This is a genomic window from Embleya sp. NPDC001921 (assembly GCF_053594475.1).
Genome location: NZ_JBSFEO010000051.1, coordinates 46,139 through 67,335, shown reverse-complemented (window position 1 = coordinate 67,335; position 21,197 = coordinate 46,139). Strand labels below are relative to the sequence as shown.

Below are 21,197 nucleotides of genomic sequence, written 5' to 3'. Positions count from 1 at the left end.
ATCCCGCGCCGGCCCCTGGCGACCCCGGATATCTGACGTACCATCAGTTTCGTGGGTGGGCGGGGTCGGGTATGCGCGGGCATGCGACCGGCCGCGTTCGCGGGCAACACCGAGGGCAGAAGGAGCTTCGCCATGCTGGACCACGTCATCACCGGAGCCACCGTCGTCGACGGGACGGGCGCGCCGTCCTTCCTCGGTGACGTGGGCATCAGGGACGGCCGGATCGTCGCGGTCACCCCCGCCGGCGGCATAACCGAAGAGGCCGCGAGCACCGAGAACGCCGAGGGTCTGATCCTGGCCCCCGGGTTCGTCGACCCGCACACCCACTACGACGCCCAGTTGCACTGGGACCCGTACGCCACGCCCTCGGTCAACCACGGCGTGACCACGATCATCGGCGGCAACTGCGGCTTCACGCTCGCGCCGCTCAAGGCCGAGGACGCCGACTACACCCGTCGGATGATGGCCAAGGTCGAGGGCATGGCGCTGCCCGCGCTGGAGAACGGCGTGGACTGGAGCTGGGAGACCTTCGCCCAGTACCTGGACAAGCTGGAGGGCAGGATCGCGGTGAACGCCGGCTTCATGGCCGGGCACTGCGCGATCCGCCGCTACGTGATGGGCGCCGACTCGGTCGGCAAGGAGGCCACGCCCGAGCAGGTCGCGGCGATGGTGGTCGAGCTGGGCAAGGCGATGGAGGCCGGCGCGCTCGGCTTCTCCACCGGCCAGTCCAACCACACCGACGGCGACGGCAACCCGGTTCCCTCGCGGGCCGCGACGCCGGCCGAGATCCTGGCGCTGTGCGAGGAGGTCGGCAAGCACGAGGGCACCCAGCTCGAGGTCATCGTCGCCGGCTGTCTGGACAAGTTCTCGGATGAGGAAATCGACCTGCTGGTCAAGATGACCACCACGGCCGGCCGGCCGATGAACTGGAACGTGCTCACCGTCGACGCCGCCGCGCCCGACCGCGCGCCGCGCCAGATCTACGCGTCGGAGAAGGCCAAGGAGGCCGGCGGGCGGATCGTCATCCTGACCATGCCGGTCCTGGTCCCGATGAACATGTCCTTCCTGACCTACTGCGCGCTCAACCTGATCCCGGGCTGGGGCCCGATCCTGTCCCTGCCGGTGCCTGAGCGGATCGCCAAGCTGCGCGACCCCGAGGTGCGCGCGGAGATGCTGCGCAACGCGGACAGCCCCGAGGCGGGCGTCTTCCGCCGGCTCGCCGACTTCGGCCGCTACGTGATCGGCGACACCTACTCCGAGGCGAACGAGGGCCTGTCCGGCCGGGTGGTCGCGGACATCGCCAAGGAGCGCGGCCAGGACGACTTCTGGACGCTCGTCGAGATCTGCATCAACGACGACCTGCGCACGGTGCTGTGGCCGATGCCCACCGACAACGACCAGGCCTCGTGGGACCTGCGGCAGCAGGTGTGGGACAACGAGCACGTGATCCTGGGCGGTTCGGACGCCGGCGCGCACCTGGACCGGATGTGCGGCGCCACCTACACCACGCGCTTCCTGGGCGACATGCTGCGCGGCCGCAAGCTGGTCTCGCTGGAGCGCGCGGTGCAGATGCTCACCACCGAGCCCGCCGAACTGTTCGGCCTCAAGGACCGGGGCCGGATCGCCGAGGGCTTCCACGCCGACCTGGTCCTGTTCGACCCGGCCACCGTCGGCTCCGGCCCGGCCCGGCTGATGCACGACCTGCCCGGTGACAGCCCCCGACTGACCAGCGAGTCCACCGGCGTGGTCAGCGTCCGGGTCAACGGCGTGGAGACCATCCGCGACGGCGAGACCACCGGCGCCGCCAACGGCACGCTGCTGCGCTCCGGCAAGGACACGGTCACCGTCTCGGTCTGACCGCACCAAGAAACTCGGTGGCGTACGGGGGTCCTCCCGTACGCCGCCGCTCCATGCCCGGGCGGGATCGTGCCGGGCGGGGCCGGGCGGTTCTCGTTCGAGTGATCCGTTCGGGACGCCGGGGCGAATCGCCCAACCGCCGCCTACGATCTATACGACACGTACTGGAGGTATATATGACCAATACCGTGATCGACATAGACGATGAAGCGTTGGCCGAAGCCATGGTCCTGCTCGGCACCAAGACGAAGAAGGACACGGTGAACACGGCACTGCGCGAGGTCGCGATGCGCCGGCGGCGTCGTCAGGCGATGGTCGACATGCAGCGGTCGGCCGCCGAGGGCGGGATCGATCTGGAGTTCCTGAGTGACAAGAGGAACTACCGCAGTTGATCGTTGCCGATTATCTGATCGATACGAGTGCCGTGTGGCGCTTGTTGCGGGACACCGATCTGGTGCTGCCCTGGCATGCCTCGATCGAAGCGGGCTTGGTCGGTATCTGCACGATCACCGAATTGGAGGTCCTTCGCAGCGCCCGGAGCCCCAGTGAGGCCGCCGACTGGGACGACTGGCTCGGCCATGCCTATCTGCCCTACGAAACGGACGAGCGCGACATCCGCCGAGCGCGGACGGTCCAGCAGAGGCTGATGCACACCGGCTCCCATCGAGCGCCGGGGCCCAGCGATCTGATCATCGCAGCCACCGCCGAGCGCCACCGTTTGGCGCTGCTGCACGACGACAACGACTTCGAGGCGATCGCCAAGGTCACCGGGCAGCCACTGGCTCGGGTGACCGGCTCGTTGCCGTAGGGATGCCCGGGGTTCGTCGACGGTTGCGGACCGCACGTGACGTGCGACACGAGTCCCGATGCCCTCGATCGAGCGCGCCTACCCTTGGTCTGTTCGGGGGACGGCGTCGCGTCGGCTCCCGTTTGTCGGCTGGTCGGAGCGTACGTGGTGCGGTCGGCCCGCCGATCCGGCCCGAGCAACAGCGACGACAGCGAGGTGTCGCATGACCCCGACCCCCAACGAGGGACGTCCCACCGAGAGTTCGATGCGGCGCGCGCTGCGACGAGCCCGAGACGGGGTCATGCTCGACGTCTCGGAAGCGGCCGTGCTCCTGCACGCGCGCGACGCGGACCTGGCGGACCTGAGCCGGTCGGCCGCGCGCGTGCGCGACGCCGGGCTGGAGGCGGTGGGCCGCAGCGGGATGATCACCTACAGCCGAAAAGTGTTCATCCCGCTGACCCGGTTGTGCCGGGACCGCTGCAACTACTGCACCTTCGTCACCGTCCCCGGCAAGCTTCGGCGCGAGGGCCACGGGATGTTCCTCAGCCCCGACGAGGTGCTGAAGATCGCCCGTGACGGTGCCGCGCTCGGCTGCAAGGAAGCGCTGTTCACGCTGGGGGACCGGCCCGAGGACCGCTGGCCCGAGGCGCGCGAGTGGCTGGACGCGCACGGGTACGACGACACGCTCTCGTACGTGCGGGCGATGTCGGTGCGGGTGTTGGAGGAGACCGGCCTGCTGCCGCACCTCAACCCCGGGGTGCTCTCCTGGACCGACTTCCAGCGGCTCAAGCCGGTCAGCGCGTCGATGGGGATGATGCTGGAGACCACCGCGACCCGGCTGTGGTCCGAGCCCGGCGGCCCGCATCACGGCTCACCGGACAAGGAGCCGGCGGTACGCCTGCGGGTGCTGGAGGACGCCGGGCGCTCGAACGTGCCGTTCACCACCGGTCTGCTGATCGGCATCGGCGAGAACATGACCGAGCGGGCCGAGTCGATCTTCGCGATGCGCAAGGTCGCCCGGCAGTACGGCTCGATCCAGGAGATCATCCTGCAGAACTTCCGCGCCAAGCCGGACACCGCGATGCGCTCGACGCCGGACGCCGACCTGGTCGAGCTGGCCGCCGCGATCGCGGTCTCGCGGCTCGTGCTCGGGCCCAAGGTCCGGGTACAGGCGCCGCCGAACCTGATCGGCGACCAGTACGCGCTGATGATCGCCGCCGGCATCGACGACTGGGGCGGCGTATCGCCGCTCACCCCCGACCACGTCAACCCCGAACTCGCGTGGCCGCAGATCGAGTTCCTCGCCGAGCGGACCGCCGAGGCGGGCTTCGTGCTGCGCGAGCGGCTCAACGTCTACCCCGAGGTGATCCTGCGCGGCGAGCCGTGGGTGGACCCCCGAGTGTTGCCGCACGTGCGCGCGCTGTCCGACCCGGAGACCGGGCTCGCGATCGAGGGCAAGTGCCCGGAGGGCCTGCCGTGGCAGGAACCCGAGGACATCTTCGCCGCCGCGTCCGGCCGCACCGACCTGCACGTGAGCATCGACACCGTCGGCCGCACCAGCGACCGCCGCGACGACTTCGACAACGTGTACGGCGACTGGGAGTCGCTGCGCGAACAGGTCGCCGACGCCGCCACGGGATCGGTGGTCCGGCTCGACGCGGAGGTCCGGGCGGCGCTCGCCCAGGCCGCCGCCGACCCGACCCGGCTGACCGACGACCAGGCCCTCGCGCTGTTCCACTGCGACGGCGTCGCGATGGACGAACTCGGCCGGATCGCGGACGACTTGCGGCGCGAGGTGAACGGCGACGAGATCACCTACATCGTCAACCGGAACATCAACTTCACCAATGTGTGCTACACCGGCTGCCGATTCTGCGCGTTCGCGCAGCGCCGCACCGACGCGGACGCGTACACCCTCTCCCTGGACCAGGTGGGCGAGCGGGCCGAACAGGGGTGGGCGGTCGGCGCGACCGAGGTGTGCATGCAGGGCGGCATCCACCCGGACCTGCCCGGCACCGCCTACTTCGACATCGCGCGCGAGGTCAAGAAGCGCGTGCCGGACATGCACGTGCACGCGTTCTCGCCGATGGAGGTGGCCAACGGCGCGACCCGCACCGGGATGTCCATCCGGGACTGGCTGACCGCCGCCAAGGAAGCGGGCCTGGACACCATCCCCGGCACCGCCGCCGAGATCCTCGACGACGACGTGCGCTGGATCCTGACCAAGGGCAAGCTGCCCGCCGCGACCTGGGTCGAGGTGGTCAAGACCGCACACGAACTGGGCATCCGCAGCTCCTCGACGATGATGTACGGCCACGTGGACACCCCCTCGCACTGGCTCGGCCACCTGCGCCTGCTCGGCCGGATCCAGGACGAGACGGGCGGCTTCACCGAGTTCGTCACGCTGCCGTTCGTGCACACCAACGCGCCGGTCTACCTGGCCGGCATCGCCCGCCCGGGCCCGACCCTGCGGGACAACCGCGCCGTGCACGCGATGGCCCGGATCCTGCTGCACGGCAAGATCGACAACATCCAGACGAGCTGGGTCAAGCTCGGCGTCGAGGGCACCAACCTGATGCTCGAGGGCGGCGCGAACGACATGGGCGGCACGCTCATGGAGGAGACCATCTCCCGGATGGCGGGCGCCGACAACGGCTCCAAGAAGTCCATCGTCGAACTCGAGGCGATGGCCGCCTCCCTGGGCCGCCGAGCCCGCCAGCGCACCACCACCTACGGCGAGGTGAGCCCCGAACGCCAGGAAGTGGCCCGCCGCCACGACGCCGACGTCGAACGCATCATGCTCCCGATCCTGGGCTGATCCGGCCGACCGGTGGACCGACGACCGCGCCCGCCGCCCCCTTCTTCGCGGGGGCGGCGGGCGCGGTCGTGTACGGGTTCAGCGCGGGGACACGAGGGTGAAGGGTCCGACCTTCTTCAGGTCGAACACCGCGGGGTCGATGAGCTTCTTGGGGAACACCACGTCGCGCCACTGGTTCTCGGGCGACATCGGGAACGCGTCGACGACCATGCGCGCGTGGTACCCGTCCGCCTCGGCGCGCAGGAGCATCACGTCCGGGGCGCGCCATGGACTGGCCTTCATCCGCTTGATCAGATCCTGCGCCGAGTCGGCGGCGGCCCAGCGGGCGACCTCCTTCTGGCGCGCGTCCAACTCGCCCAGCGGGTTGGAGTACTGCGGGATGTAGGCCAGGAAGCCCCAGTAGGGCTTTATCGCGAGCAGCCGGTAGTTGTCCGTGAGCAGGACCGTCTTGTTCGGCGCCTTGTTCTTCGTGGCATCGGCGATGGCCCGGAAGACCATGCGGTCCAGTTCCAGCGACGCGAGGGTGTCGCCGGTCGCCGGTTCGTCCCGGATCCGCGGCTCGTTGCCGTCCGGATAGGGCTCGCCCAGGGCCTGGTCCAACGAACCCCGGTCGGAGCGGGCGAACTGCTGGGCCACCACGACACCCGACGCCACGGCGAGCACGGTGACCACGGCGAGCGCGGTGCGCGCGATCCTCGGCTCGGTCGCCTTGGCCCGGATCTCCCGCAGCCCGGCCGCGAGCCCGAATACCCCCGCGGCGGCGAGACACAGCTCCAGGATCGGGGTCACCCGGAAGGTCAGCAGGGTGGTGTCGGCGACCCCCGCGGCGAAGGAGAGGACCGACCACGTGTAGCAGCCCACGACGCCGATCGCGAGCCCGCGCGCGACGATGTCGCCCGACCCGACCGCCCAGACCAGCCAGACCACGCCGATCAGACACAGCACGCCGATCGGCGTGAAGTCCAGCATCGGTGTGGCGAAGGTCGCCCCCTCGGGGAAGAGGTAGTGCTGCGCCGCGTTGCTGGGCATCCCTTGGCGGACCGACTCGAGCAGGTACGGCAGCCACACCGGCAGGATGAGCACCGCCGCCGCACCCGCGATCGCCAGCAGCCGGCCGAGCACCGTACCGAGCGTGTAGCCGGACGCAGGCGCGCCGCGCGGGTTCGGGATCCGGGCGGAGCGCCTGCGGTCGAGCACCAGCCCCACCGCGGCGGATCCGACGATCACCAGCGTGAGGAAGCCGGTGATCAGCGTGTAGAACAGCGCGGAGATGCCGAGGAAGACCCCGATGCCCAGGAGCACGCCGAGGTTCTTCGGCCGGCGGTCGCGGTGGGCGTCCCGGCCGCCTCGGGCCAGCACGTGGGCGATGGCGACCACGACCGGCGGGGCCAGCGCGGTGACGACCCAGGCGTAGCCCTCGTTCACCGCCGGCGACATCCCGGACAATCCCACCAGCGTGGTCGCGGTGCTCAGCGCGATGGCCATCGGACGGGAGACGATCGCACTCCACAACGTGAACGCGAGGGCGACCGTGACACCCGCGGTCAGGATGGTGAACGGCTTGTAGGCCTCCCAGCCGGCCAGGCCGAACAGGTTGGCGAAGCGTCCGCCGAGCCAGAACCAGCCCGTGGGGTACAGCGGGGGTGTGCTCTCGTAGTTCATGTCGGACAGCCGAGGCGAGTCGGTCATCCGGGTCAGGTACTGGCTGCGGAACGAGTTGTCGCCCGCGAGCCCGCCGTAGTACCACTTGGTCGCGTACAGCGGCAGCGCGAGCACGATCGTCGGCAGCGCGGTCAGCAGCACCCAGGTCGACACGGTGCGCAGCAGTGGCCGCTTCCCGCCGCGCAGGATCAGGAACGCGATCGCGCCGAGCAGCGCGAGGGCACCGAGACTGGCGAACTCCAATGGGATCAAGGACTTGGAGAGGGTCTGCGACTTGTCCGGTCCGACCATGATCCGCGGCCTGGGCAGCCCGGCGTGGGTGATCAGGTACTGGAGCGGAAGGCTGGTCGCGACGGCCACCGCCGCCGCACAGCACAGTTCGCCGATGATCGACCACGATCGGCGCCCCGCACGGCCGACCGCCGGGCCGGCGGATCCATTTCCGGACACGGGCGAACGCGCCACGTCGTGCGCCGAATGATCCGACATTACGTCCACCAAGCGGTCCCGTTCGATGAGATCCGGGAGCGTACGGTCGACTTCCGGATCGGCTGGCTCGAGCACCGAGGCGAGCGGGCCGCCGCGGATCGATCCGGCCGGAAACGGATACCGGACTCGTCGGGGCCCACACCTCGGGACGGCAGCCTATCCCCCGACCCGATCATGCCCACAGGACCGCGGCGCTCCCCGCCCGAGACGGCTCGGACTCCTCCCTTCGCGCTGGATCGCGATCGGGGACCGCGGCGGAGGCCGTGCCGCACCCGTTCGCCGGCGCCGCCGGCCCCGGGCCGTCGGACGTGTGTGCGGCCCCTTGGCGACCCGCCGCGGGTACGCTGCCGTGGGGTGTCGGGGGAGGGGAGTACACACACATGGCCGCACTCTGGTCCAGAGACCGGCTGCAGGACTTTCGGGCGCGAGTACGCGGGTGCCTGGTCGGTGGGGCGATCGGTGACGCGCTCGGCGCCGGCATCGAGTTCCTCAGTCTCGCGGAGATCCGCGAACAGCACGGGCCCGACGGCGTCGTCGGGTATGTGACGGCGTATCACCGGCACGGCGCGATCACCGACGACACGCAGATGACGTTGTTCACGGTGGAGGGTCTGATCCGCGCGCACGTGCGCCGGGACACCGGCGCCTGGCATCCGCCGACCGATCTGCACGGCGCGTATCTGCGCTGGAAGGCGACGCAGAGCGAGTGGGGGCCGGACGAGCGCAAGGACGAGGGCTGGTTGGTCCGCGAGGAGTGGCTGTACAGCTCGCGTGCGCCCGGATCCGCGTGCCTGCGCGGGCTGGAGGACGAGAGCGTGATGGGCACGCTGGAGCGGCCCAAGAACCCCGATTCCAAGGGGTGCGGGGCGGTGATGCGCTCGGCGCCGTTCGGCCTGCTGGTCGGCTGGCGTCCCGAGCTGGTCTTCCAACTCGCGGTGGAGTGCGCGGTGCTGACGCACGGTCACCCCACCGGCTATCTGTCCGCGGGCGCGTTCGCGGTGATCGTGCACGCGGTCATGCAGGGCGCGCCGCTGGAGGAGGGCGTGCGGGTGGCGCTGGAGCTGGTGAAGTCCCGTCCCGAGCACGCCGAGACGGCGCGGGCGATCGAGGCGGCGTCGGCCGCGGTCCGCGCCGGCGTGCCCTCGGCCGAGCGGGTCGAGGCGCTGGGCCAGGGCTGGACGGCCGAGGAGGCGCTGTCGATCGGCCTGTACTGCGCGCTGGTGGCCCCGGACATGCGCACCGGACTGCTGCTCGCGGTCAACCACGGCGGCGACAGCGACTCGACGGGGTCGATCTGCGGCAACCTGCTGGGCGCCATGCACGGCGACACCGTGCTGCCCGCGGACCTGGTCGCCGAGCTCGAAGGCCGGGGCGCCATCCTGGAGTTGGCCGACGACTTCGCGATGGAGATGACCCAGGGCACCACGCTGCACGGGCCCGAGGCGGGCGATACCTCCTGGGCCAAGCGCTACCCGCCCAACTGAGCGCCGGCGGGCGTCACCGGGCCCAACCGGGCGCCGGCCGCCCCGACTTCGGGGCGGCCGGCCGGTTCGGTCAGGGGCGGCGGTCGTCCACCCACGCGCCGCCGACCATCACGGCGCGCACCCGCAGCGCGTCGTCGAGCACCACCAGGTCGGCCCGCTTGCCCGGCTCCAGGGTGCCGACCCGATCGGCGATGCCCAACGCCCGGGCGGGGGTGGCGGACAGCGAGCGGACCACGTCGGCGATCGGCAGGCCGCCCGCGACGCCGTTGCGCAGCGCCCGGTCCAGGGTCAGCGTGCTGCCCGCGATCGAGTCGCCGTCGGCCAGCCGGGCCACCCCGTCGACCACGTCCACGGTCATCACCCCCAGCGGGTACACGCCGTCCGGCATGCCCGCGGCCCCCATCGCGTCGGTGATGAACGCGACCCGGTCCGGCCCCGCGCTCGCGTAGGCCAGATTGACCACGCTGGAGTGCAGGTGCACGCCGTCGTTGATCAACTCGACCACCGCGTCGCTGTCCTGGAGCAGCGCGGTGACCGGTCCCGGCTCGCGGTGGTGCACGCTGCGCATCGCGTTGAACAGGTGGGTGGCCACAGTCGCGCCCGCGGTCAGCGCCGCGCGCGTCTCGCGGTGGGTGCCGTCGGTGTGCCCCACCGCGGCGATCACCCCCTCGTCCGCCAGCCGGCGCACCAGCTCGACGCCGCCGGGCAGTTCGGGCGCCAGCGTGAGCATCCGGATCGCGCCGCCGCCCGCCTTCAGCAGCGCGGCGACCTCGTCCCGGTCGGGCGCGCGCAACTGGGTCGGGTCGTGCGCGCCGCAGCGGGCCGCGCTCAGGTACGGGCCCTCCAGGTGCAGCCCGGCCAGCCGGCCGTCGTGCACGAGCGGGGCCAACTCGGTCACGATCCGCAGCAGGTCCGCGGGAGAGGCGGTGACCAGACTCGCGACCGTGGTCGTGGTGCCGTGCGAGCGATGGAATTCGGCCACCCGCAGCGCCTCGTCCGGGTCGCCGGAGGTGTACGAGCCACCCCCGCCGCCGTGTACGTGCATGTCCACGAAGCCGGGCACGATCCAGCTGCCCGCGACGTCGACCGCCGGCTCCGGACCGGCCGGCAGGCCCGGGCCCGCGAAGGCGATGCGGTCGCCGACCACGCCCACCGAAGCGCCCTCGACCACCCCGGAGGGCAGCACCACTCGCGCATTGCCGAGCACCGTCACCCGCGCACCTCCAAGGTGTCCCACGCGATCAGACCGGCGCCTCGGCAGCCGGCCTCGTCCCCGAGCGCCGCGGTCACCAGCGGCGGTACGTGTTGGACCACGGCGCGCTCGGCGAGCAGCGTCCGCAAGGGATTGAACAACTGTTCCCCGGCGAGCGAGAGACCACCGCCGATGACCAGCAACTTCGGGTCGTACAGCGCGAGTCCGGTGAGCAGGCCGTCCGCGAACGCGGACAGGCCCTGCCCCCACACGGCGGCCGCGACCCGGTCGCCGGCGGCCACCCGGGCGACCACCTGGGCCGCGCTCAGCGGCGGATCGTCACCCGGCGCGGCCTCGGCGAACGCGTGCGCGATGGCGGGTCCGGAGAAGTGCGCCTCCAGACAGCCGACCGCGCCGCACGTACACCTGCCACCGCCCGGCCGCACCGTGATGTGGCCGATCTCGCCCGCCTGTCCGTGCGCGCCCGGGTAGGGGCGGCCGTTCAACACGAGCACCGAGGCGAGCCCGGTGCCGATCGCCACGAACAGGAAGTTGTCGCAATCGCGTCCGGCGCCGAGCCGGCCCTCGGCCAGCGCGCCGGTGCGCACGTCGTGGCTCAAAGCAGCCGGTAGGCCGAGCCGGTCCGCGATCAGCGAGCGCAGCGGCACCTCGCGCCACTGGATGCTGGCCGACCACACCGCGACGCCCGCCGGGTCGTCCACGATGCCCGGCACCACGACCCCGGCCGCGCGCGGCACGCCACCCGACTCCACCGCCCGCTCGCGCAGCGCCGCGGCGAAGTCGACGATGCCCGCGACCACCGCGTTCGGTCCGTGGGTGCGGCCGGTGGGACGCCGCTCGCTGTAGACGAGGTTGCCGCCCGCGTCGACCACGCCGCCCTTGATGTCGGTGCCGCCGACGTCGAGTGCGACGACGCAGTCCGCGCCGGACAGGTCGGACGGCGGGGTGTTCACGTGCGGCATCGGCGTCTCGAGTCTGGTAGATGGGGCGGATTGTGAGCCCGAGGGCGGGTGGATCCGAGAATGCGCGTTTGTGCTCACTGGATAGCAGTTGAAAACATGAACATGCAACAGCATCGTTCAGTGAGCGCGGGCTCACGGAAACCCCGACGCTCGACACGTGTGGGGCGCCCGCGAGGATGTCCCGAACGATCCGACGCGAGTCGGCCAGGGCTGTCGGACAGGGTGGGAGGTCACGGGTGAGCCGTTACGAGCGGTGGGGTGCGCTTCTCGAGCTGCTGGCCAAGCACGGCCGGCTCGAGGTCGAGGACGTGGCCTCGGAGCTGGACGTCTCGCCCGCGACGATCCGTCGAGACCTGGATCAGCTCGCGCAGCAGCAGATGCTCACCCGCACCCGGGGCGGCGCGGTCGCGCACGCGGTCTCCTACGATCTGCCGCTGCGCTACAAGACCGCCCGGCACGCGTCCGAGAAGCAGCGCATCGCGCAGGCCGCCGCGGCGCTGGTCAAGCCGGGCGAGACGATCGGGCTCAACGGCGGCACCACGATGACCGAGGTGGCCCGCGCCCTGGTCGCCCGGGCCGACCTGCACACCGAGGGCGACTCCAACGCGCAGGCGTTCACCATCGTCACCAACGCGCTCAACATCGCGGGCGAGCTGGCCGTACGGCGGCACGTGAAGATCGTCGTCACCGGCGGCGTGGCGCGGACCCAGTCCTACGAACTGATCGGCCCGTTGGCCACCGGGATCCTGCGCGAGGTGGCTCTGGACGTGGCGATCCTGGGCGTCGACGCGATCGACGTCGAGCACGGCGCGAGTGCCCACCACGAGGGCGAGGCGAGCATCAACCAGTTGATGGCCGCCGGCGCCGGTCGGGTGGTGGTGGCCGCGGACTCGTCCAAGCTCGGGCGCCGCGCGTTCGCCCGGATCTGCCCGCTGGATCGCATCAGTGTGCTGGTGACCGACACCTCCGCGCCCGAGGAGGCCACGGCGGCGTTCGTCGACGCGGGCGTGCGGGTCATCCGGGTCTGAGCCCGCGCGCCGGACCCGCCCGGCGGCCCGAAGCACCCGCTCGCCCGGGACGCGACCGCGCGTCCCGGGCGTTCGCGTACCCGCGTGCGTATCCGCCCGTGTACCCGCCCGTGTGCCCGCCCGTGTACGCGCCTGTCTACCCGCCTGCGCACCCGCGCGCCAACCAACTCGGCAGACCATTCGTGAGACCGAACCGGCACCGTCTGTGCCGGTTCCTCTGCATGCGCGCCCGCACGGGTCCCGCATGGGTAACGAATTGCTCTGCAAACTTCCTCGACCCCTCCTCGGAATCTCAGGATTGGTGTAGACCTTTCTTCCGGCGAGGTGTTGACTGCCGACACGGCGAGTCCGCAAAATGCTCGATGCTGCTCAAGAGTTTTCTTCAATCCCGCGTTGCGAACAGTTTTGCGCAAGCGAGTGCATGGGTTTAGCGCGACCAAACCCTCACCAACGGTCCTGTTTTCCCGAAGGCATGAAGGCGGTACTGCGATGAAGCGGCACCAGATGGCATTGGCGGCGACAGGACTGTCGGCCGCACTGCTTCTGTCAGCGTGTGGTGGCTCGGACGACAAGAAGGACGACGACAAGGCGACCCCCGGCGCCTCCGGCGAGGCCGGCGCGCCCAAGGACGGGTCGATCAAGTTGGTCGTCGCCGACTACGGCAGCGGCGACGGCAGCATGCAGAAGTACTGGAACGGCGTGATTTCGAGTTTCAACGCGAAATACCCCGGCATCAAGGTGAACCTGCAGGTCATCAACTGGGATGACATCGACAAGCAGGTCGCGACCATGATCCAGAACAACGACATGCCCGACCTTCTGCAGACCGGCGGCTATGCCGACAAGGTCGTCGACGACCTGCTCTACCCGGTCGACGACATCATGTCGCCCGCCACCAAAGCCGACTTCGTCGATTCCTTCACGCCCGCAGCGACGGTCAAGGGCAAGCAGTACGGCATTCCCTTCACCTCCAGCACCCGGCAATTGATCTACAACACCGATCTGTTCGCCAAGGCCGGAATCACCGACCCGCCGAAGACCTGGGACGAGCTCAAGGCCGCCGCGACCAAGCTCAAGACCGCCGGCGTGCCCACGCCGTTCGGCCTGCCGCTGGGCAAGGAGGAGGCCCAGGGCGAGTTCATGAACTGGGCGCTGGGCAACGGTGGCGGCTACCAGACCAACGGCAAGTACACGGTCAACAGCCCGCAGAACGTCGAGGCGCTGAACTGGGTCAACGACAACCTGGTCAAGGGCGGTCTGACCGAGTCCAACCCCGGCACCAAGAACCGCAAGGACGTCTACACGGACTTCTACGGCGGCAGCGTCGGCATGGTGAACAGCAACCCCACCATGATCGCCACGCTGAAGAAGGACTACCCGAACCTCAAGTACGCGACCGCGCCGATCGCCGGCAAGACGGGCCCGCTGAACGAGACCCTCGGGGTCTGCGACTGGATGATGGCGTTCAAGAAGAACGGCAAGAAGGACCAGATCAAGGCCTTCGTCGACCACGCCTTCAGCACCGACCAGCAGATCAAGTTCCAGGAGCAGTACAGCTTCCCGCCGGTGACCAAGTCGGTGATGGCCAAGATGACGGCCAACCCGGCCAATGCCGGCCTCAAGCCGTACATCGACCTGCTCCCGAAGGCGAAGTTCTACCCGCTCAACGACGTCGCGTGGGACGTGCTCTCGCCGAAGATCAAGGAGCAGCTCGGTAGCGCGGTCTCCGGCAAGTCGCCCAAGGACGTGCTGGACCAGCTCCAGAAGGAAGCCGAAGCGGCGGTCGCGCAGCAGAAGAGCTGACGCACCACAGATACGTCCGAGCACCGAAGGAGGAGGACGGCCCCGTGGCCGAAACCGCCGTACGCAGAGCGCCTACCGTCGTCACCAGAGTCAAGAAGGCGCTGGCCCCGCTGCCGTGGATCGGCCCGGCCGTCCTCCTCATCGGTGTCGTGGTCCTGTGGCCCGTGGTCGTGATGGTCTGGAGCTCCTTCCAGCGCATCCGCCGCACCGGCATCGTGGTGGGATCCAACGGCACCGACAACTACAAGAAGCTGTTCGACGAGCCGGACTTCGTGGCCGTGCTGTGGAACACCGTGATCTGGGTGCTGGTGGTCGTCGCCATCACGCTCGTGTTGTCGATGTTCCTGGCGCAACTGTTCAACCAGCACTTCCCCGGCCGGCGGTTCGCCCGCTGGGCGATGATCGTGCCGTGGGCGGCCTCGGTCTTCATGACCGCCGTCGTCTTCAAGTGGATGCTGCACGAGACCCACGGCGCGATCAACACGCTCATGGTCGACCTGCACCTGATGGACGCGGGCAAGGACTGGCTCGGCAAGCCGTCCACGGCGATGCCGTGGATGATGGCGGTCGCGGTCTTCGTGTCGCTGCCGTTCACCACGTACACGCTGCTCGCGGGTCTGCAGACGGTGCCCGGCGAGGTGTACGAGGCGGCCAAGATCGACGGCGCGTCCACGTGGCGCACCTACCTGTCGATCACCCTGCCGCTGCTCAAGCCCGCGATCCTGGTCGCGGTGGTGATCAACCTGATCAACGTCTTCAACTCGTTCCCGATCATCTGGGCGATGACCAACGGTGGACCGGGCTACGAGACCGCGACGACCACGGTGTTCATGTACCAGCTCAAGGCGTCCGACATCGGCGAGAGCGCGGCGATGTCCGTGGCCAACTTCGCGATGATCATCATCCTGGTCGCGTTCTTCCTCGTTGTCAGCCGCGGGAACAAGGAGACCGACCGATGAGCACGAGCACCGCCGCCGGCCGCAAGCCGGGCGCCGGCGCCGCGAAGCAGCCTTCGGGCGTTTCGGCCCGCGGGAACAGGCCCGGAAGGAAGAAGTCCGCGCTCGGGGGCTCGAAGTACAGCCACAGGCAACTGTGGTTCGGCGCGCTCGCGTGGGTGATCGCGATCGTCTTCGTCGCGCCGTACATCGAGATGGGCATCACCGCGCTGCGGCCCAAGGACGAACTGACCAGCGACGGCTACGTGCCGTCGAAGTTCGAATGGGCCAACTTCGTCGACGTGTGGGACAAGTCCACGCTCGGCGACAACCTCAAGGTCTCGCTGCTGGTCGCCGGCATGTCGACGCTGCTCGTGCTGGTGGTCTCGCTGCCCGCGGCGTACTACACCGCGCGCAAGCGGTTCCGCGGCCGGGGCGTGTTCCTGATGCTCGTGCTGGTCACCCAGATGTTCCAGCCGACGTCCCTGCTGGTGGGGCTCTACCGCGAGTTCTACATCCTGGACCTGCTCGACTCGTACTGGGCGCTCGTGCTCGTCAACGGCGCGTTCAACCTGGCCTTCTCGGTGTGGATCCTGACCGCCTACTTCAGCGCGATCCCGGTCGAGCTGGAGGAGGCCGCGATGATCGACGGTGCCTCCCGTCTCGGGGCACTGCGTCGGGTCACCCTGCCGCTGGCGATGCCCGGCATCGTCACGGCGGTCATCTTCACCTTCATCGCGGCGTGGAACGAGTTCACCGTCGCGCTGGTGCTGGTGACCACACCGGACAAGCAACCGCTCACGGTCGGGATCAACAGCTTCCTCGGCGCCTACCGGGTCGAGTGGCAGTACCTGTTCGCGGGGTCGGTGGTGGCGATCGTGCCGGTGGTGATCCTGTTCGCGTACATCGAGAAGCACGTCGTGTCGGGTCTGACCGCCGGGTCGGTCAAGTAGTCCGGTCGACCTTCGGTCCGGACGACTCCGGGAAGCACGAAGCCCACAGGTCTCGGGGGCCTGTGGGCTTCGGCGCGTTCGCGGACGCCGCGGCTACGGCAGGGTGATGTGGTACGCCTTGCGCAGCGTCTCGTGCACCGTCCACACCGTCTCGTCGCCCTCCTCGAGCACGCACGCGTCGCCCGGGCCGACCTCGATCGTCGCGCCGCCCCGAATCTCGATGGTGGCCCGGCCCGAGACGACCACGAACAGCTCGTTTGCCTCGGTGTCGGTCACCACGCCCGGGGTGATCTGCCAGATGCCGCGGATCTGCTTGCCGTCCTCGGACTCCCACAGGACCTTGCCCGAGACCTCGGGCGTGCCGGAGACGATCTGGGCCGGGTCGAGCGGGTCGGCTTCGAGTTCGGCGGCGGGGATATGGACGGCAAAAGTAGACATGCGGCGGAGCATATAGGCCACTGCCGCGACGCCCTCCCTCGGGTGATTCGTGGGCTTTTCCGGCGAATCACCGCGCCGGTGCGGTGGTCCGTCGGCACGGGCGGGCACAATGCCGGAAGCGGGTCGACGGGCCCGGGCGAGGTACCGAAGGGGTGACCGATGGGCGAGGAACACGACGCGCGGCCCGAGCCGCCCGGGATTCCCGGGCAGGGCGCCGCGGCGACCTTCTCCGAAGCGGTTCCCGCCGGCGGATTGTCCGACCGGGACCGGGACATCCTCGAATTCGAACGCCAGTGGTGGAAGCACGCGGGTGCCAAGGAACGTGCCGTGCGCGACCGCTTCGGTTTCTCCGCGACCCGCTACTTCCAGGTGCTGAACACGCTGCTCGACCGGCCGGAGGCGCTCGAACACGACCCGATGCTGGTGCAGCGGCTGCGCCGGCTGCGCGAGGCCAGGCAACAGGCCCGTTCCACTGTGCGTCGTCCCGGGCACTGAGGGGCCGGGGGTGTTCACACGCCGCAGGGACGAGTACGACGTGTTCGCCGGCTTCGGTCGGTACGGCCTGATCTGGACGAACGAGGACCTGTGGGCCGAGGAGGTCGAGCGGGTCGGGCAGGTTGGGCGGGTTGGGCGGGTTGGGCGGGGCGAAGGGGTTGGGCGGGGCGAGGCGGTCGGGCGGGCCGAAGGGGCCGGGCGGGTCGGGCGGGCCGAGGCGGTCGCCGGCGGGCACGCGGTGCCGGCCGAGCGCGATCTGATCGGCGGGCTGCGGGCGTCCCCGTCCCCCGTCCTCGCGCGCCGGACCGGACCGGGGCGTTCGCGGCGCGGCCTGCTTCCGGTGGCCGCGCTCCTGGCGCTCTGCGCGGTGGCGGGCGTGCTCGCGCTCGGCCGGGACGAGCCCGCGACCCGCGTGGCCGCGGACCGCGCCCGGCAAGCCCCCGCACCGGCCCCGATCGCGGCCCCGCCCGCGTCGGCCCGCCCGGCGCCGCCCGCCCGAGCCCCCTCGGCGCCCCGGGGAGCGCGCGGCAAGGTGGTGCTGCTCGACCAGACCAAGGTGCCCACGCTGGCCGAACGCATGGCCCGGCGGCTGGAGGCGGCGGGCTGGGAGGTCAGCGGGACCGACGTGTTCCGCGGCGCGGTCCCGGCCACCACCGTCTACCACCCGGTCGGCCAGGAGCGGCAGGCGCGCGCGCTGGCCGCCGCGCTGCCGGGGATCGGCCGGATCAAGCCGGCCTTCGCCGGTATCCCGCTGCATCGACTCACCGTGATCGTGGTCGACGACCAGGTGGTGCCGCCGGCGGATCGCCTGCTCGGTTCGCTGACCACTGGGTAGGTTGGTCGGCATGACCTCGAACCGGTCCACGCTGCCCGAACCCACCACGCCGGCCGGTCGCACGGGCCTCGCCGCGTTGCTCGGCGAACCGGCCCGCGCGGTCGTCGCACTCGACTTCGACGGCACGCTCGCCCCGATCGTCGACCGCCCGGACCAGGCCCGCGCGGACATGCGCGCGGTCCGGGCGCTGTCCCGACTGACCCCGCACCTGGCGGCGACGGTGATCGTCACCGGCCGCCCCGCCGCGGTCGCCGTCGAGTACGGCCGCTTTCGCGGCGTCGCCGGGCTCGAACAACTCGTGGTCCTGGGCCACTACGGCCTGGAGCGCTGGGACGCGGCGACGGGTCGGGTCAGCGCGCCCGAACCACCGCGCGGGGTGGGGGAGGTGCGGCTCGCGCTGCCCGGTCTGCTGCACTCGCTCGAGGTGTGGAACAGCACCTGGATCGAGGACAAGGGCAGCGCGCTGGCCGTGCACACCCGCCGCGCCCCGGACCCGGACGCCACCTTCGCGCTGCTGCGCGACCCGCTCGCCGAACTCGCGGCGCGGCACGACCTGGCCGTCGAGCCCGGCCGCTACGTGCTGGAACTGCGCCCCCGGGGAATGGACAAGGGCCGCGCGCTGACCGGCTTCCTCAAGGAGAAGCAGGCCGGGTCGGTGCTCTTCGCCGGCGACGACCTCGGCGACCTCGCCGCGTTCGAGGCGGTCGAGGAATTGCGCGAGCAGGGCGTCGCCGGCCTCACCGTGTGCAGCGGCTCGGCCGAGGTGCACGCCTTGGCCGAACGCGCCGACCTGGTCGTCCCCGGCCCGGAGGGCGTCGCCGACCTGCTGGCCGCACTCGCCGACCGGGTCGAGCGGGCATAGCCGGGTTCGGCGCTCCGTTCCCGGCGTGTGGGGCGTGAGCGGTGCTCTCGTTGTGAGCAGCGCTCTCGCCGTGAGCGGTGCCCATACTGCGAGCGGCGGCGTTCTCGCTGTGAGCGGTGCTCTCGTCTCGGGCGGTGCTCTCGTTGTGAGCAGTGCTCTCGCCGTGAGCGGGTGCTCTTGCTGTGAGCGCTGCTCTCGTCACGCGTGGTGCTTGTTGCTGTGAGCGGTGCTCTCGCGCTGAGGGGTGGTCTTGCTTCGAGTGGAGTTCTTGCCGTGAGCGGTTGCCTCGCCGCGGTGGTGCTTTCGTTGTGAGCGGTGCTCTCGCTGTGAGCGGTGCTCTCGTCGTGTGCGCTGCTCTCGTCACGAGTGGTGCTTTCGCCCGGAGCGGTGCTCTCGTTGTGAGCAGTGCTCTCGCCACGTGACGAGAGCACTGCTCTGGCTGGGAGCGCTGCTCACGGCGGGTTTGTGCGCGGGCGCCCGCACGGGGTCTGTGGCGCGCGTGCGCCCGGTCGGGACTCGTCGGCGGCCTTGTGCTCGTTCGGGATTCGTGGTGCTCGCGCGTGCCGTCAGGACTCGTTGCCGGTCGGTGGTGATTCACCCGCGCAGGGCAGGGGGGTTGCCTCCGCGACCGCGAAGCGCGCCCTCGGGTCCAGGAGCAACGCGGCCATCGCGCCCGCCGGTTGCGCCGTCTCCACCCGCAGGTCCGGCTCGACCCGGATGCCGTGCGCGGCCAGCGCGGCCCGCGCGTCGGCGTAATCGGCCGGGGTCAGCCGATACGCGCACGGCATCGGCCCGACCGCCGTTCGGCCGGCCGGGACGTTGTCGGCCCCGTCGAAGTACACCGGCCCGCCGCCGCGTACGGCCCGCTCCCGGGACGTGCGCACCGCCGTGACGATGGTGTCGCCGCGCTCGGCGGCCATCCGGAGTGTGGCCCGCGCGGCCACCAGGTGCGCGGCCACCCGCCGCCGCCCGAGCAGGCCCGGATCCGTGCGCTCCAGAGCCGAGATGGGCCGCCGGGCGATCTCGACCAGTACCGCGACCGCGTGGTCCAGCCCGGCCGCGTTGCGCAGCAGCCGCTCGTCCGCGTCGCCGCCGAGATGCCGACCCGCCGTGCCCTCTCCGTAGACACCCGCCGCCCAACCCGCCGCGGGTAGCGCGGCGCCGATCCGATCGCGCGCCAACTCAACTGCCAGGGAGCGTAGTTCGGGCGCCACGTTGAGGTTGCGCGGCCATAGGTACAGGGTCGGCGTCGGGTACGTGCCGGTCGGCGCGTCGAACTCGTGCAGGTCGTGCACGATGTGCGGTCGCGCCTCGCGGAGTACCCGCCGGATGGCCCGCGCCTCGGGCGAACTCACCGCCACGTGGTCGCGGTTGAGGTCCACCCCCTCGGCGGTGGCGCGGGTGCCCGCCACCAGTCCGTCCGGGTTCGGGGTGGCCAGTACCAGGACGGTGACCCGCTCCAGCAGCCGACGCCCCGCCGGCGAACGATCGGCGGCCAGGTCCCGAACCAGCTTCAGGCAGGCCTCTCGACCGGCCGGCTCGTCGCCGTGCTGACCGCACACGAACAACACGCGGACCGGTTCGGGCACCGTGTCCGCCCCGGCCACGGTGATCAGCTCCAGCGCCCGGCCGCGCGCGCTGGTGCCGACCCGGGTCACCGTGACCCGCGCGGCGCCCCACCCGGCCCGTTCCGGGCCCGGGGTCGCCGAGACCAGGTCGCGCAGGAGGTCCTGTTCCTGGGAGAGCGTCGTCCAGGCGGTCCCGCCGCGCCGCTCGAAACCGGTCGGCACCCGGCCTCCGCGCCCACCGCCCGGCGGAGCGGGCGCGAGCGCGATCCCGGCCACCAGCGCCATCGCGAGCACCGTCCTCGCCGTCCACGCCCTCATCCCCGAACCACCGTCCCCTTCACCACGATCGACACCCCGCCACCACCCCGACCGACCGCCCACGCGCCCGGGTGGTCGTCGTTCCCGCGCGTCGTTCCCGCGCGTCGTTCCCGCGCGTCGAACCCGCGCGTCGAACCCGCGCGTCGAACCCACGCGTCGAACCCACGCGTCGAACCCACGCGTCGTGCCCACGCGTCGTGCCCACGCGTCGTGCCCACGCGTCGTGCCCACGCGTCGTTCCCGTTCCTTGCACCCGCGCCTCGAACTCGCGCGTCGTTCCCGCGCGTCGTTCCCGTTCCTTGCACCCGCGTCTCGAACCCGCGCCTCGAACTCGCTCGTCGTTCCCGCGCGTTGTACCCGTTCCTTGCACCTGCGTCTCGAACCCGCGCCTCGAACCCGCGCCTCGAACCCGCGCGTGATCGGCCGCACCCACCCCGCGCGGGTTCGCGGCCCGCCCGCCCACGTCCACGCGTCCACGCGCCCGCCCACGTCCACGCGTCCACGCGCCCGCCCACGTCCACGCCTCCACGCGTCCACGCCTCCACGCGTCCACGCCCAGGCAAAACAGAGCATGGCCTGCGATAGGGAGTTGATGGGAGAGCCGGACTCGCCTAGGCTCGCTGATTCCGCTGTCCCACCCAGTGCAGTGATCGGGAACCGTCCTCGGCGCCCGGCACCGGTGGGTCGCGC

General features: G+C 70.9%; 17 protein-coding genes. 12 read left to right on the top strand and 5 right to left on the bottom strand.

All coding sequences use genetic code 11. From position 1 onward, the window contains the following. Positions 1–81 precede the first annotated feature (81 nt). From ACWCPW_RS41700 to ACWCPW_RS41685, 4 genes are all read left to right on the top strand, one after another. Positions 82–1,857, top strand: coding sequence for an N-acyl-D-amino-acid deacylase family protein (locus ACWCPW_RS41700; RefSeq protein WP_449766851.1), 1,776 nt, complete (start codon positions 82–84; stop codon positions 1,855–1,857). A gap of 176 nt (positions 1,858–2,033) precedes the next feature. After that, positions 2,034–2,249: a type II toxin-antitoxin system VapB family antitoxin gene (locus ACWCPW_RS41695; protein WP_449766834.1), complete on the top strand. Its 216-nt coding sequence runs from the start codon at positions 2,034–2,036 to the stop codon at positions 2,247–2,249. Beyond that, on the top strand, positions 2,246–2,665 hold the full coding sequence (locus ACWCPW_RS41690) for a PIN domain nuclease (protein WP_406297228.1): 420 nt from the start codon (positions 2,246–2,248) through the stop codon (positions 2,663–2,665). Before ACWCPW_RS41695 ends, ACWCPW_RS41690 begins: the two co-directional genes overlap by 4 nt. A gap of 202 nt (positions 2,666–2,867) precedes the next feature. Further along, a complete protein-coding gene (locus ACWCPW_RS41685; RefSeq protein WP_449766833.1) occupies positions 2,868–5,462 on the top strand; it encodes a bifunctional FO biosynthesis protein CofGH in 2,595 nt (864 codons plus the stop codon). Positions 5,463–5,540: 78 nt separating this feature from the next. Here ACWCPW_RS41685 and ACWCPW_RS41680 read toward each other — a convergent pair whose 3' ends face one another. Continuing rightward, on the bottom strand, positions 5,541–7,613 hold the full coding sequence (locus tag ACWCPW_RS41680; RefSeq protein WP_449766832.1) for an arabinofuranosyltransferase: 2,073 nt from the start codon (positions 7,611–7,613) through the stop codon (positions 5,541–5,543). 380 nt (positions 7,614–7,993) lie between these two features. On the opposite strand from ACWCPW_RS41680, the gene ACWCPW_RS41675 reads away from it, so the two are divergent. After that, positions 7,994–9,097 carry an ADP-ribosylglycohydrolase family protein gene (locus tag ACWCPW_RS41675; protein ID WP_449766831.1) on the top strand — a complete coding sequence of 368 codons (1,104 nt, stop codon included), beginning with the start codon at positions 7,994–7,996 and terminating at the stop codon, positions 9,095–9,097. Positions 9,098–9,167: 70 nt separating this feature from the next. Here the strand turns inward: ACWCPW_RS41675 and nagA are convergent, their stop codons facing one another. Further along, complete coding sequence (nagA, locus tag ACWCPW_RS41670; RefSeq protein ID WP_449766830.1) at positions 9,168–10,310, bottom strand: N-acetylglucosamine-6-phosphate deacetylase; 1,143 nt, start codon at positions 10,308–10,310, stop codon at positions 9,168–9,170. Next, the gene (locus ACWCPW_RS41665) at positions 10,307–11,272 is read right to left on the bottom strand and encodes an ROK family protein (protein WP_449766829.1); all 966 of its coding nucleotides are present in this window, start codon (positions 11,270–11,272) and stop codon (positions 10,307–10,309) included. The genes nagA and ACWCPW_RS41665 overlap by 4 nt, the downstream gene beginning before the upstream one ends. Positions 11,273–11,508: 236 nt before the next feature. Between ACWCPW_RS41665 and ACWCPW_RS41660 the strand changes: the two genes are divergently transcribed. The 4 genes from ACWCPW_RS41660 (at position 11,509) to ACWCPW_RS41645 (ending at position 15,991) form a co-directional block, all read left to right on the top strand. Further along, the gene (locus ACWCPW_RS41660; protein WP_449766828.1) at positions 11,509–12,300 is read left to right on the top strand and encodes a DeoR/GlpR family DNA-binding transcription regulator; all 792 of its coding nucleotides are present in this window, start codon (positions 11,509–11,511) and stop codon (positions 12,298–12,300) included. A gap of 489 nt (positions 12,301–12,789) precedes the next feature. Next, positions 12,790–14,103: an extracellular solute-binding protein gene (locus tag ACWCPW_RS41655; protein WP_449766827.1), complete on the top strand. Its 1,314-nt coding sequence runs from the start codon at positions 12,790–12,792 to the stop codon at positions 14,101–14,103. 44 nt (positions 14,104–14,147) lie between these two features. Continuing rightward, positions 14,148–15,062 (top strand): carbohydrate ABC transporter permease, encoded by a 915-nt coding sequence (locus ACWCPW_RS41650; RefSeq protein WP_449766826.1) that lies wholly within the window; start codon positions 14,148–14,150, stop codon positions 15,060–15,062. Next, a complete protein-coding gene (locus ACWCPW_RS41645) occupies positions 15,059–15,991 on the top strand; it encodes a carbohydrate ABC transporter permease (RefSeq protein ID WP_449766825.1) in 933 nt (310 codons plus the stop codon). The genes ACWCPW_RS41650 and ACWCPW_RS41645 overlap by 4 nt, the downstream gene beginning before the upstream one ends. A gap of 93 nt (positions 15,992–16,084) precedes the next feature. Here ACWCPW_RS41645 and ACWCPW_RS41640 read toward each other — a convergent pair whose 3' ends face one another. Next, positions 16,085–16,429 (bottom strand): cupin domain-containing protein, encoded by a 345-nt coding sequence (locus ACWCPW_RS41640; RefSeq protein ID WP_395874566.1) that lies wholly within the window; start codon positions 16,427–16,429, stop codon positions 16,085–16,087. A 159-nt stretch (positions 16,430–16,588) separates the two neighbouring features. Between ACWCPW_RS41640 and ACWCPW_RS41635 the strand changes: the two genes are divergently transcribed. Genes ACWCPW_RS41635 through otsB form a run of 3 tightly spaced genes read left to right on the top strand, consistent with a single transcriptional unit; the run spans position 16,589 to position 18,621 of the window. After that, entirely contained in the window at positions 16,589–16,924 is a 336-nt protein-coding gene (locus tag ACWCPW_RS41635) for a DUF3263 domain-containing protein (RefSeq protein ID WP_449766824.1), read from the top strand. A 10-nt stretch (positions 16,925–16,934) separates the two neighbouring features. After that, on the top strand, positions 16,935–17,759 hold the full coding sequence (locus ACWCPW_RS41630) for a LytR C-terminal domain-containing protein (protein WP_449766823.1): 825 nt from the start codon (positions 16,935–16,937) through the stop codon (positions 17,757–17,759). A 10-nt stretch (positions 17,760–17,769) separates the two neighbouring features. Next, positions 17,770–18,621, top strand: coding sequence for a trehalose-phosphatase (otsB, locus tag ACWCPW_RS41625; protein ID WP_449766822.1), 852 nt, complete (start codon positions 17,770–17,772; stop codon positions 18,619–18,621). Positions 18,622–19,187: 566 nt separating this feature from the next. Here otsB and ACWCPW_RS41620 read toward each other — a convergent pair. Then, on the bottom strand, positions 19,188–20,507 hold the full coding sequence (locus ACWCPW_RS41620) for a M14 family zinc carboxypeptidase (protein ID WP_449766821.1): 1,320 nt from the start codon (positions 20,505–20,507) through the stop codon (positions 19,188–19,190). Between the last annotated feature and the right edge of the window lie 690 nt (positions 20,508–21,197).